This is a genomic window from Gordonia sp. Swx-4, from assembly GCF_030316175.1.
GTDB lineage: Bacteria > Actinomycetota > Actinomycetes > Mycobacteriales > Mycobacteriaceae > Gordonia > Gordonia alkanivorans.
The window spans coordinates 4,534,983-4,547,428 of sequence record NZ_CP128197.1 but is presented as its reverse complement, the minus strand read 5'-3'; the positions used below and the strand labels follow the sequence as shown (position 1 = coordinate 4,547,428).

Genomic DNA, 12,446 nt, shown 5'->3' with positions numbered 1-12,446 from the left:
ATATTGGCCCCGACAGGGGCTGGTGGCATGTGCTGGGATCTGGATCCAGCCGTGACCAATCGAGTACAGGCAATGCTCGTTTTGGCCGGAAGTGGTGCGGGCCACACTAGTTGATTTCAGCATGCAACTTATGTAAGTTGTGTAACGCAATCATCTATTGAGTGGAGAAGGTGGTCATGGCGGTCTCAGCGCGAACAGCGATCGAGCTGATTGACGAGCTGTATCTGATGGGGCGTGCGTTCCGCGGGGCGGTGGCGGACGAGAGTCCGATCCTGCCAGGTGGTCTCGGTGTGCTCATGGCACTGGAGGCACGAGGACAGTGTCGCCAGAACGAGTTGGCATCGGATCTGTGCATCAGCCAGTCGGCGCTGAGTCGGCACGTGACCGAGTTGGTCGCCGAGGGATACGTCGCCCGCCGTCCAGATCCCGGTGACGGGCGGGCCACGCAGTTGCTGACGACGAGTGCAGGTCGCGAGCTCCTCGATCGAACGAGGGCTGCGCGTGCCGAGTCGTTACAGAACGCACTCGACGACTGGGACCAAGCAGACGCGCATGCGGCCAGCAGCGCCTTTCGCAAACTCAGAGCTTCATTGACCAGATACGCGCACCGGGCCGATCGGCCGGTACAATCTAAAATCACAGTAAAAGGGGTCTAGATGTCAAGTTCAACCGAGGCGGTGGCGAAGCCAGATCCATACGCGATTCGCACCGGGAAATCCTCGAGGCGATGGCCGGGTTGCTCGCAGCGTTGTTCACCGCTCTGCTGAGCACAACGATCGTCGCGACCGCCCTGCCGACGATCATCGCCGATCTGAAGGGGTCGCAGACGGCTTACGCCTGGGTCATCACCACCGCCTTGCTCGCCAACGCGGCGTCCACGCCGATCTGGGGCAAGCTGGCCGACATCTTCAGCAAGAAGATGCTTGTCCAAAGCTCGATCATCATCATCTTCGTGGTCGGCTCGATCATCGCCGGCGTGGCTCACAATGTGCCGATTCTCCTCGCGGCGCGCGTTGTCCAGGGCATCGGCATGGGCGGGCTCACCGCGCTGGTCGTGGCGATCATCGGCAGCATCGTGTCTCCCCGTGAGCGTGGCCGGTACTCCGGGTACATGGGCGCCACGATGGCGGTGGCTTTGTCCGGCGGACCAATTCTGGGCGGCGTCATCGTCGACAGCCCACTGGGCTGGCGCTGGTGTTTTTTCGTCTGCGTACCACTGGCAGTGATCGCGTTCTTCCTCCTCCAGAAGACCATCCGCATCAAGACCGAGCGCGCCGAGAACATCTCCATCGACTGGCTGGGAGCCACTCTGCTCACCGCAGGCGTCTCCGTGCTGTTGATCTGGGTCTCGTTCGCGGGCAAAGCCGGATACTACGACTGGGTCTCTCAGGAGTCCGCGATGTACGTCGGTGGCGGACTGCTCCTGCTGGCAGGCACCGTGCTGGTGGAATCGCGAGTCACAGCGCCGATCATCCCGCTCAAGATCGTGACCGAACGCACCACCGACTCGCCATCATCGCGTCCATCGCAGTGGGACTGGGGGTGTTCGGTTCGACGACGTTCCTGGGACAGTACTTCCAGACCGCGCGCGGTTTCTCGCCGACGATCGCCGGAGTTCTCTCGATTCCGCTTGTCATCGGAATGCTGATCGCGTCGGTGGGATCGGGGCAACTGATCACCCGATTCGGGAAGTGGAAGGTGTTCATGGTGACCGGTTCGTCCCTCCTCATCGCCGGCTTCGCACTGCTGGGGACGATCGACCACGCGACCAGTCTGTGGTGGGTGAGTATCTTCATCCTGATCGTCGGGCTCGGCACGGGCATGTTGATGCAGAACCTCGTGCTGGTGGTTCAAAACACGGTCAGCGTCCAGAACATCGGCGCGGCGTCGAGCAACGTCGCGTTCTTCCGGACCTTCGGCGGCGCAATCGGCGTCTCGGTCCTCGGGTCGGTCCTGGCCACTCGCGTGACGGATCTCTCATCGGGCGGCCTTGCTCGGCTCGGGATCACAGGTGGCTCCGCCGGCGGCAACCTCGACATCGACTCACTGCCGGACCCGGTGGAATCGATCATCCGAGTCGCTTACGGTGACGCAACAGGGCGGATCTTCCTGATCGCAGCTGCGGCAGCGGTGGTGGCGCTGATTGCCGTGTCGCTCCTGCCCAACCGGCCGCTGCGTCGGACGATCGACCTCGACTCGACACCTGACGGGACCCAATCCGAACCGTTCGGCGACTCCGAGTCAGCCGATCGAGACGACAACGATCGCGCAACCGACAAGGTCTGACCGGACGTCAACAACCGGGCATCCGTGCACACGCTGTTTCACGGGTGCCCGGTTGTCTCGTTTGAGGAGTTCCCTATTCCTAAGCTAAGTGGGTCCACTGCCATAAAATGGTAGGGATGGGGCTGGGGGTCGGAGGTTCGGAGGACCATTGAATCACCCCAGCTTTGATGCCGCTTCCTTCTGAGTCAGGAAGGATGAGCATATGCCTAAGAAAATCGATCCGGAGGTCCGTTCGAGGGCCTTACGGTTGCTGGAGGCGCACGGCGGGGAGTACACGTCGTTGACTGCCGCGGCAGAGGCGATCGCCAAGCAGGTCGGCGTCGGCGGGGAGACGGTACGTCGGTGGGCCGTACAAGCCCAGGTCGATGCCGGCGCCCGCGCGGGGACCACCTCGAAGGAGTCCGCCGAAATCAAGCGACTCAAGGCGGAGAACAAGCAGTTACGCGAAGACGTCGCCATTTTGAAAGCGGCGACAACTTTCTTCGCGTCAATGCCATCCTGAGTAGGCCCGGCGGGATTCGCTCGTTTCTTTGCTGCCCCAGCTTCTGTTGGTGGCTTATCCCGATGTGCGGTCCTGCCGGGTCCCGGACGGTCGTCCGCGTGGCTTGATAGAAGCGTGCCGCTGGTGCCCGATTGAGGCGTGCCCAACGACGACTGCCGGTACCTCGTTCACCCCATCGATCGGAGTCCTCAGTTGATCGTTATCGGAGTCGACGCCCACAAGTCCACTCATACCTTTGTCGCAGTCGACGAGGTCGGACGCAAGCTCGCAGAGCTGACCGCAAAGGCCACTACCGACGGGCACTTGTCCGCCATCGAGTGGGCCACACAATGGCCTCAGCTCCAGTTCGCGCTCGAAGACTGCCGCCACGTCACCCGCCGATTGGAGGCCGATCTGCTCAATCGCGGGCATGCTGTGGTCCGGGTCAAGACCCAACTAATGGCTTTACACCGACGCAGCGCCCGCGAGCCGGGCAAGTCCGATCCGATCGACGCACACGCCGTCGCGATGGCTGCACTGCGCGAGCCGAACCTGCCGATCGCACGTTTGGACGGCCCCGCCCGGGAAGTCAAACTGCTCAGCGATCACCGGCACGATTTGGTCTGCGAGAGAACAAAACTCATCAGCAGGCTACGCTGGCACCTGCACGAGCTCGACCCCGAACTTCACGTCCCTCTCCGAGGGATCCGGCATTACCGTGTGATGGACGAGCTCGCCGACCGGCTTACGCATTTCACCGGCGTGGTTGCCCAGATCGCTGGAGAACTCCTCAGCCGATGCCGGCAGATGACCCGCCAGATCAACGACCTCGAACGCCAGATCCGCGACCGCGTCCGGGTTCTGGCTCCGTCGTTGCTCGCAATTCCAGGCTGTGGGGTTCTTTCCGCGGCGGTCATCATCGGTGAGACTGCCGGAGCGCACCGCTTCCACTCCAAAGACGCCTACGCAAAGTTCAACGGTACGGCCCCGATCCCGGTGTGGTCGGCGCAGGAGCGGGTGCGTCTCAATCGCGGTGGCAACCGTACAGTCAACGCCGCCTTGCACGCCATCGCCATCACACAGGTCGCACGCGGCGGCCTCGGCAAAGCCTATGTGGCCAAACTGCAGGCTGCGGGCAAGACCCGACGCGAGGCGCTACGACTGCTTCGTCGCCGTATCTCCGATCGCGTGTTCCAGGTCCTGCGTGCCGATGAATCCGAACTCGGGAATACCGCAAAAGGACCGTTCGCGGTGGCGGCTTGACATAGAAGCATCGGGGAACTCGACCCCCGCAACCGATGATCGTGGCGTTCATAGACCAGATGCGCGCCAACGGTTTTGCGGTCGAGTCGATCTGCCGGGTCTTGCGGGAGCAGGGCTGCACGATTGCCGCACGAACCTACCGGGCATGGCGAACCCGGGCACCTGCCGCACGGACCGTCTCTGATGCCCACGTCGTCGATGCGGTGCGCAATGTCGTCTGGCGCACCGATGACGACGGCCGGCGGAAGATGACTCCGGAGGGCCTCTACGGGCGGGTGAAGATGCGCGCCCATCTGCACCGGACAACCCTGCCTGGGGTGTCCTATGGCGCCGTTGATCGAGCGATGAAAGTGTTAGGCCACAACGGGATTCGAAGGTCCAAGGGAGTCCGCACGACCGTCAGATCCGCTGATGGTGTACGCGCGGAGGACCTGCTGAACCGACAGTTCAGTGCCGCCGAACCCAACCGGGTCTGGGTGACCGATTTCACCTACTGCCGGACATGGGCTGGGTGGGTGTACGTGGTGTTCATCATCGACGTGTTCTCGCGCCGAATCGTGGCGTGGCACGCATCGACATCGAAGACAGTGGAGCTGGTGACGGTCCCGCTTCGGATGGCACTGTGGCAGCGGAATCGGGAAGGGCATCCGTGAAAGCTGCTGAGCTGATTCATCATTCGGATGCCGGTAGTCAGTACACATCGGTTACACTGACTGAGCGTCTGCGCCTGGAAGACATCGCCGCGTCGATCGGAACGGTCGGGGACGCCTACGATAACGCGCTGGCCGAGTCGGTGAACGGCTTGTACAAGACAGAGTGCATCCGGACCACGATCTTCCACTCCGGTCCGTACAAGACCGTCTCCGACGTCGAGTTCGCGACCGCCGGTTGGGTCGACTGGTACAACAACAGCAGGTTGCACTCGAGCATCGGCCAGATTCCCCCGACCGAGTTCGAAACGCTCCACTACTCTGGCCTCGGCCCCGAGGACCAGCCCAAATTGGAGGCGGCACAGAACCTAGGGTGATTCACCACCCGGGCTTCGAGCAGGGTGGGCCAGCAGTTGCGGTTCAGGCACTCGTCGCGCAACCGGTTGTTGAACGACTCGATGAACCCGTTGTTCCACGGCGTGCCGGGCGGAATGTAGGAGATGCCTACCGACCCTGCACAGAACGTCTGGAGGGCTTCTGAGATGAACTCAGGGCCATTGTCCATGCGTAGCCCCATGGGTGGGCCACCCCAGATCGCGAATGTCTTCTCCAGTTCCTCGATCAACCGGTCGGCGGTGATCGAGCGATCCACGATGTTGAGCAACGACATCCGGGTGTGTTCATCGACCATTGATGCGATCTTGACCTTCTTGCCATCCACGGTCGAGTCGAATTGAAAGTCCAATGCCCACACCACTTTCGGTGCATCCGCTGCCACGATCGGCACCGAGGATTGCCCGGCCCGTTTACGCCGCGGCGCCCGCCGGACTTGCAGGCCCTCCTCCTTCCACAGCCGGTGCACCTTCTTCTTGTTCACCTCGATGCCGTCGTCGAACCGCAGGTGTGCCCACGCCCGCCGGAACCCGTGCCTAGGGTGCTTGCGGGCGTAGGTGCGTAGCTGTGCACGCAGGCCAGCGTCCGGGTCGGCCGGAGTTTGCGCCAACGGCACACGGCGGTAGGCAGACCGAGAGAGCCCAACAACCCTGCACGCCATACGTTCTGACACGCTCTTCACGTCTTTGAGCATGTCGATCGCGGCGCGTTTGGCGGTTGGGCTCAGAATTTTCCCTTGGCGATCTCCCGCAGCGCGTCTTTCTCCAACTCGGCGTCGGCGAGCAGCCGCTTGAGCCGGCCGTTCTGCTCGCGCAGCTCCTTGAGCTCTTTGGCAGCATCAGCGTCCATGCCGCCGTACTGGCGGCGCCAGTTGTACAAGGTGGCCGCCGATACCTCGAGGTCGGCGGCGATCTCCTCGCCGTTCTTGCCCTCCGCCGCCAGTTCATCGGCTCGGCGCAACTTGCGCACGATGTCCTCGGCCGAGTGACGCTTCCGTCCCGCCATGATCCTCATCGTCCCTTCTCCGCCCTCAACGGGGCAATCAGGACTCTAGAACCACCCGGACCGGTTCACGGGGGACACGCCACTGACGAACGTGCGCAAGTGTGTGACGTTCTTAGCGACGAGCAGTTCACCGATTTGTCGATGTGCCAAACATATTGGCGTGCTTTTGATTCCGATATGATCCCGTGCTCGCAGAGCACGTTCTACCGGATTGCCAAGGCCGAACGGATGGTGGGAGATCGGCGTCGTGGCCGGCACAGTGGCAGCCCGTCGCGTCGAACACCGCGGGTCGCGGCAACCCGGCCAGGACAGCTGTGGTCGTGGGACGTCACCGAACTCAAAGGCCCGCAACGGCAACGATTCAAGCTGTATCTGGCGATCGATGTGTTTTCGCGATCTCCCGTCGCCTGGCGCATCGAGTACGTCGAGACCATAGCGTCAGCGGTGGACATGTTCGCCGCCGCGTTCACCACCTATGGACCGCCGCAGGTGTTGCATGCCGACAACGGTGCGATCATGCGCTCACGAGATCTGCTTGATGTGTTGGAGGCGGTCCACACCCAGGCCTCGTTCTCGCGGCCCCGGGTCAGCGATGACAACCCGTTCTCCGAATCCCTGTTCAAGACGATCAAATATGACCTGTTCTGCCCCGACCGGTTCGACAGCATCGACGACGCCCGACAGTGGACCGCGGAGTTCATGCACCGTTACGCCACTGAGCACCGCCACAGCGGGTTGGCCTGGCACACCCCGGCCTCGGTGTTCGACGGCACCGCTGCCCGACAACAGCAACACCGTCAAGCAATCCTCGACCGCAGGTACCAGGCCAACCCGTCACGCTTTCGGCATCCACCTCGTGTCCATGGCCATGAGAAAGTCCCCACTGGTGGCCAGGTCGAGGTCCCCGCTGGTGGCCAGATAAAAGTCCCCACCCTGTGTTCGTCGTGTCGACCCGGAACTGAGGGCCCAGGCGATGACGGTGAAGGTGCCAACCGATCACCATCACCGCCTGGGAGTTCCATTGAAGTCTGCGAAGGACCGTATGGACATCATTTCTGCTTACCGAGAACTCGGAAGCTATCGCGCCGCAGCCGAGGTGTGCGGCACCACCCACAAGACCGTCAAACGTGTGGTCGACCGGTTCGAGGCCGACGATCAACCACCCGATCGCAAGGAACGGGCCCGCAACTACGACACCGTCGCCGAGCTGGTCGCCGAGAGAGTCGAGCGGTCACACGGCCGGATCACCGCCAAACGTCTGCTACCAGTAGCGCGAGCGGCGGGCTATGCAGGCTCGGCCCGCAACTTCCGTCGTCTCGTCGCCCAGGAGAAAACACAGTGGCGCCGTGATCACCATCGTGGGCGTCGCCCGGCAGTGTGGGCTCCGGGTGACTACCTGGTCATCGATTGGGCCGTGATCGGCGGCCTGCACATGTTCTGCGCGGTGTTGGCGTTCTCACGCTGGCGGTTCGTTCGGTTCGCCACCAATGAAACATCCACCACCACACTCGGATTCATCGCTGAAGCCTTTGAGGAGATCGGTGGAGTACCCAACAAGGTACTCGCTGATCGGATGGGCTGCCTCAAAGGTGGAGTCGTCGCCAACGTCGTCGTACCCACCCCCTCGTATGTGCGGTTTGCCACCCACTACGGGTTCGCCCCGGATTTCTGTCACGGCGCCGATCCGGAATCGAAAGGGATCGTGGAGAACCTCTGCGGGTACGCGCAGTCAGATCTGGCGCAACCGTTGTGGACCGAAGCCAAGATCGCCGCTGGTCGTGACGACGTGCAGCTGGATGTGCACGCAGCGAACCGGGCCGCGCGGGACTGGTGTGTCGAGGTCAACACCCGCCGCCACAGCGACACACTGTGCGTGCCTGCTGAGCAACTCGATGTGGAACGAGAAGTGCTGTCGACGTTGCCATCTCTGCGGGCCCAAGTCGGCCCACCGCCGGTCACCCGAAAGGTCGATCGCCTCTCATGTATCCGGTACGCCTCGGCCCGCTACTCGGTACCCAACCGGCTCATCGGCACCACCGTGACCCTCATCCAGGACGGTGAACGGCTCCTGATCGCCGAACCCGCCTCAGGCGAGGTGATCGCCGAACATCTGCTGGCCGCACCCGGAGAGGTCGTCCTCAACGATGACCACTACGGCGGGCCACGCACACCGCCCAGTCGTGCACCACGACCCAAAACCGCAGCAGAGAAGCAGTTCTGCGCTCTCGGTGAGGTTGCTGAGCAGTTCCTGGTCGGTGCCGCCGCGATCGGTAACACCCGCCTAAGCGGTGAACTCGACGACATCCTCGGGCTCGTCACCTCCCACGGCCACGAACAGGTGCTCACCGCCCTGACCAGGGCGGTGGCATTCCGACGGTTCAAGGCCGCCGATGTGCGTTCGATCCTCGATGCCGGAGCCGGCACCCCAACCCGCGACCGGCCGGCACAGCACTGCTCGGGCACCTGCCTACCGCGCCCACCCGCTCGCTGGATGCCTACAAGCTCGGCGCCGGCGACAAGGAGGTGTCATGACCACCACAACATCGACATCAGTTGCACCAACAGTGCCGCCACTACCGGCCGACCTCGACCAAGCGCTACGCCGATTGAAGCTCGCCTCGATCCGCCGCACCGCACCCGAGGTACTGCTCACCGCGAAAACCCAGCGATGGACACCCGAAGAAGTGCTGCGGACCCTGGTCGAAGCCGAGATCGCCGCTCGTGATGCCTCCAACATCCGCAACCGACTCAAAGCTGCCGGGTTCCCGGTCACCAAAACCCTGGAATCGTTCGACGTGGCCGCATCCTCCATCCCGGCCAACACCTTCGAATACCTATCCTCACTGGAATGGGTTCGAGCCCAACACAATCTGGCCTTGATCGGCCCAGCCGGGACTGGCAAGAGTCACACCCTGATCGGGCTGGGGATCGCCGCAGTACACGCCGGACACAAAGTGCGGTACTTCACCGCCGCCGACCTCGTGGAGACCCTGTATCGCGGACTGGCCGACAACACCGTCGGCAAAACCATCGACACCCTGCTACGCCAAGATCTGCTCATCCTCGACGAGATCGGATTCGCACCACTCGACGACACCGGCACCCAACTACTGTTCCGGCTCGTCGCCGGCGCCTACGAACGCCGCTCTCTCGCGATCGCCAGCCACTGGCCCTTCGAACAATGGGGACGATTCCTGCCCGAACACACCACCGCCGCCAGCATCCTCGACCGGCTCCTACACCACGCCACCATCGTCATCACCGACGGCGACTCCTACCGCATGACACACCGAACGGAGGTACCACCCACCTAGAACATCCCGCACAGGGTGGGGACTTTTACCTGGCCACCAGCGGGGACATCAAACTGGCCGTTGACAACTCCTCGTGAGCAAACCTCGCCAGAGCAACAGCCACCTCAATGTCCGAGCGGTCCGGGAGCGTGCCACTCGCGATTCTCCGTACAAGCAGGTGGTCCATCACCCGCTTCTGGCGGACGGTGCCTTTCCACGGGTCACGGCCGGGCACCGTGCGGTCGGTCCAGAAATCGACCGACCTCATCAGCTACCGGCCGCCGATCCCGGCCTGTTCACGGCCCTCATGCCCCGTCGACCAGCTGTGCAGGCAGCGCGACCTCGACGGTGCGGTCACCGAGACGGGCGGTGATGGTGACGTCGGTGGCGCCGGCGGCGGCCAGGTAGTTGGCCAGCGTCGACAGCAACAGGTCCTCACGTGCCTCCAACCCCGACACCGCAGCCTGCTTGATACCCATCCGCTGGGCCAGCTCGGTCTGGGTCAGCTGCGCAGCCTGCCTGATCGCCGCCAACCCCATCGCATGCGCCCGGTCGGCCTGGGCCATCTCCGCGCGGATCGTCTCGACCCGCGCCGCGGTATCGGGATCGGCCAACAGCTCCGCGATCCGCTCATTGCCGCGCCGGAACGTGGCCCGCTTCTCCTCACTCATCAGCCCTCACCTCTCTCAGTCTCGGTTTGCCGTTTCCACGCCTCGATCGCGACATCCGCGCGCGGTCCGACGCTGTCGTAGAACACATCACCCATGCGCGCCTTGTCCCCGGAAAACAGGGCCACCACCACATGCGCGTCGTCGGGAAACCACACGATCAGCCGCACCGCCACACCCTCGCGATACGGGTGCGACACCCGCCACACCACATACCGCTTCGACTGCCGCACCCGCTTGAGCGTCGCCGATTCCACCACCGGCGGCTCCTCGAGGTCAGCGAGCACCTGCAACTCCGCCAGCAGCAGATCCAGCCGCAGCCGATCCACGGCATTGCCCGCCGCAGCCGACTCCTCCAGCCGGGTCAGGAAGTCGTCGAACTCGCTCGACCAGTCGATCAACACACGCTAGATATTACTCCAAAGCAATATCGCTCACAAGCGATACGGCCAGGCCTCTGGCCTACACAAGTCACGATGCCCCCGGCTCCATTCCCCACCCTGGCTACCAACCTGTCTCACGACAAGGCTGGCAGCCAGCGTGCAAAGGTGAGCGGGAACGGAACTGGTGCGCGGGGAATCGCTTACACACCGTGGACTGAGTGACGTTGGCGTGGATGTCGACGCGACTGTCATCAGTCAGGTGGTGGGACAGGGTGTCGAGGGATCGGTCGTCGCAGGCGGGGAGGCCATCCTGATCGTCGGCGATGGTGTTTCCGATCGTCTGCGCATGTTTCTGTATTTCACGCCTCGACCTTGCCCAGCGTGCCGAGGCGGTCGGCGATGCGGGCGGCGCGGGTGGCGACTGCGGGCGGGAATCCCATCTCGATCAACAGTTTCTTGGTGGTCGACCCGGCTTTTCCGCAACGCCCAGCGAGTCGAGAGTCGCTGCGTGGGTGGCGATCTGGTGGCCGGCGACGTTGCGGATCAGTCGCCAGAACTCCAACTGTGCGTACGTCGTGCGGCCGGTGGGGTCGTCGGAGGGCGCGGTGATCTCGACGAGTTGGTCGAAGTGTGCGTCGAGTGACGTGGTGTCGGTGTCGATCATGACGGCAGCCGTCCCTCTCATGGAGGTAATGCGGTTGGTTGGGACCGTCGTCGACTACTGCTGTGTCATCGAATTCCTGTGTCTTCAGTTGTACCCCGGGGGTCTGACAAACCTGCGGACCGGCTCCGCCAACCGATCTGATCGGCAAAGGGATCCCACTACGGGAAACGAGACGTAGGCCTCAATCGAACCACCGGCCTGCGAACATCGTCGACCCGTGTGAACATGGTTGGAATTACTCGGGAAAGCGCAGGTGACGCCGATGAAAGAACGGTTTGTCGGTTGCATCGTGGGGGGTGCGGTCGGCGACGCACTCGGGGGATCGGTCGAATTCATGTCGCGCTCGGCGATCATGGAGCGGTTCGGCCAGACGGGCATCACTTCCTACGCGCCGGCATACGGCGGAACCGGAACCATCACCGACGACACCCAGATGACCCTTTTCACGGCCGAGGGACTGCTGCGCGCGTGGCTACGGGATTGCGACGGCGGGATCTCGTGCTTTGCGGCGTCGACGGCCCGCGCCTACCTGCGCTGGTTCATGACACAGGGGGAGCACCCCCGGCACGGCGTGCTGCCGATGGGCGAGCGCGCCAGCTGGCTGACCGAGCACCGGGAGCTCCACAGCCAGCGCGCCCCCGGCACGACCTGCCTGAGTACGCTGCGTTCCACGACGCGGCCGGGCACTCCGGCAGACAATGACAGCAAGGGCTGCGGCGGGGTCATGCGTGCCGCGCCGGTCGGGTTGTTCGCCGCTCGCGCGGAGTGGTCAGCGATGGGAACCTTCGATCTCGGAACCGCGATCGCCGCGCTGACCCACGGGCACCCGTCGGGCTCGCTGACCGGCGGTGTCCTCGCCCTGATGGTCCGTGAGCTCGCCGAAGGTGCCCCTCTCGAGGACGCGCTCGCCGCGGCAAAGAACATCCTCCGGACCAAACCCGAGCACGAGGAGACCCTGGCCGCCGTCGAACTCGCCGAGCGGCTCGCCGGTGAAGACGTCGCGCCGGAGGAAGCGATCTCCCGACTCGGCGAGGGTTGGGTGGCCGAGGAAGCGCTCGCGATCTCGATCTATTGCGCGCTCGTCGCAGGCGATTTCGAGCAGGCCATCGTGCTCGCGGTGAACCACGACGGTGATTCGGACTCGACCGGGGCGATCACCGGCAACCTGCTCGGCGCGCGCGAAGGGGCCGGCGTCATCCCGGAACGCTGGCTCGAGCAGCTTGAACTACGCGACGTCATCACCGAGGTGGCGACCGACCTGTACGAGTTCACCGACTGGGAGCTCGACGCCCCGGGCGTCGCCGACAAGTACGTGGGACTTCAGCCGACGGGCTGATTCGAGAGTCTGAGGCCGCCGCCT

Annotated in this window: 8 protein-coding genes and 6 pseudogenes; 9 read left to right on the top strand and 5 right to left on the bottom strand. The window is 63.7% G+C overall.

Translation table 11 applies throughout. The features are described 5' to 3' along the window. The first annotated feature begins 161 nt into the window (after positions 1-161). The 5 genes and pseudogenes from PWF70_RS20570 to PWF70_RS20550 all read left to right on the top strand — a co-directional run. Positions 162-656 carry a MarR family winged helix-turn-helix transcriptional regulator gene (locus PWF70_RS20570; protein ID WP_230461842.1) on the top strand — a complete coding sequence of 165 codons (495 nt, stop codon included), beginning with the start codon at positions 162-164 and terminating at the stop codon, positions 654-656. Beyond that, positions 657-2,286: pseudogene (locus tag PWF70_RS20565) on the top strand (MDR family MFS transporter). A 202-nt stretch (positions 2,287-2,488) separates the two neighbouring features. After that, positions 2,489-2,767 (top strand): annotated as a pseudogene (locus tag PWF70_RS20560) (IS3-like element ISPfr13 family transposase); the annotation flags it as partial. A 213-nt stretch (positions 2,768-2,980) separates the two neighbouring features. Beyond that, complete coding sequence (locus PWF70_RS20555) at positions 2,981-4,030, top strand: IS110 family RNA-guided transposase (RefSeq protein ID WP_286352762.1); 1,050 nt, start codon at positions 2,981-2,983, stop codon at positions 4,028-4,030. Between the two features lie 14 nt (positions 4,031-4,044). Further along, a pseudogene (locus PWF70_RS20550) lies at positions 4,045-5,057 on the top strand (IS3 family transposase); the annotation flags it as partial. On the opposite strand, the gene PWF70_RS20545 reads toward PWF70_RS20550, so the two are convergent. Next, complete coding sequence (locus PWF70_RS20545; RefSeq protein WP_230461841.1) at positions 4,997-5,767, bottom strand: IS3 family transposase; 771 nt, start codon at positions 5,765-5,767, stop codon at positions 4,997-4,999. The pseudogene PWF70_RS20550 and the gene PWF70_RS20545 overlap by 61 nt on opposite strands. 29 nt (positions 5,768-5,796) lie before the next feature. Next, the gene (locus PWF70_RS20540; RefSeq protein WP_004023647.1) at positions 5,797-6,078 is read right to left on the bottom strand and encodes a transposase; all 282 of its coding nucleotides are present in this window, start codon (positions 6,076-6,078) and stop codon (positions 5,797-5,799) included. A 141-nt stretch (positions 6,079-6,219) separates the two neighbouring features. Here PWF70_RS20540 and PWF70_RS20535 point away from each other — a divergent pair. The 3 genes and pseudogenes from PWF70_RS20535 to istB form a co-directional block, all read left to right on the top strand. Next, positions 6,220-6,819, top strand: a pseudogene (locus PWF70_RS20535) (transposase); the annotation flags it as partial. A 280-nt stretch (positions 6,820-7,099) separates the two neighbouring features. Further along, positions 7,100-8,610, top strand: a pseudogene (gene istA, locus PWF70_RS20530) (IS21 family transposase). Continuing rightward, positions 8,607-9,392 (top strand): IS21-like element helper ATPase IstB, encoded by a 786-nt coding sequence (istB, locus tag PWF70_RS20525; protein ID WP_006361228.1) that lies wholly within the window; start codon positions 8,607-8,609, stop codon positions 9,390-9,392. The pseudogene istA and the gene istB overlap by 4 nt, the downstream one beginning before the upstream one ends. A 284-nt stretch (positions 9,393-9,676) precedes the next feature. On the opposite strand, the gene PWF70_RS20520 is transcribed toward istB, so the two are convergent. The 3 genes and pseudogenes from PWF70_RS20520 to PWF70_RS20510 all read right to left on the bottom strand — a co-directional run. After that, positions 9,677-10,042, bottom strand: coding sequence for a helix-turn-helix domain-containing protein (locus PWF70_RS20520; protein ID WP_006359780.1), 366 nt, complete (start codon positions 10,040-10,042; stop codon positions 9,677-9,679). After that, positions 10,042-10,443, bottom strand: a complete 402-nt coding sequence (locus tag PWF70_RS20515) for a hypothetical protein (protein WP_006359781.1) — start codon at positions 10,441-10,443, stop codon at positions 10,042-10,044. Before PWF70_RS20515 ends, PWF70_RS20520 begins: the two co-directional genes overlap by 1 nt. Positions 10,444-10,633: 190 nt before the next feature. After that, positions 10,634-11,086, bottom strand: a pseudogene (locus PWF70_RS20510) (HNH endonuclease); the annotation flags it as partial. Positions 11,087-11,348: 262 nt separating this feature from the next. Between PWF70_RS20510 and PWF70_RS20505 the strand changes: the two are divergent. Beyond that, positions 11,349-12,422 (top strand): ADP-ribosylglycohydrolase family protein, encoded by a 1,074-nt coding sequence (locus PWF70_RS20505; protein ID WP_006359783.1) that lies wholly within the window; start codon positions 11,349-11,351, stop codon positions 12,420-12,422. Positions 12,423-12,446: the final 24 nt, after the last annotated feature.

What these genes read in the sequence shown, in the direction of transcription:
- PWF70_RS20545 (WP_230461841.1), bottom strand. Translation starts at nt 5,767, where the DNA reads ATGCTCAAAGACGTGAAGAGCGTGTCAGAACGTATGGCGTGCAGGGTT.
- PWF70_RS20540 (WP_004023647.1), bottom strand. Translation starts at nt 6,078, where the DNA reads ATGGCGGGACGGAAGCGTCACTCGGCCGAGGACATCGTGCGCAAGTTG.
- istB (WP_006361228.1), top strand. Translation starts at nt 8,607, where the DNA reads ATGACCACCACAACATCGACATCAGTTGCACCAACAGTGCCGCCACTA.
- PWF70_RS20520 (WP_006359780.1), bottom strand. Translation starts at nt 10,042, where the DNA reads ATGAGTGAGGAGAAGCGGGCCACGTTCCGGCGCGGCAATGAGCGGATC.
- PWF70_RS20505 (WP_006359783.1), top strand. Translation starts at nt 11,349, where the DNA reads ATGAAAGAACGGTTTGTCGGTTGCATCGTGGGGGGTGCGGTCGGCGAC.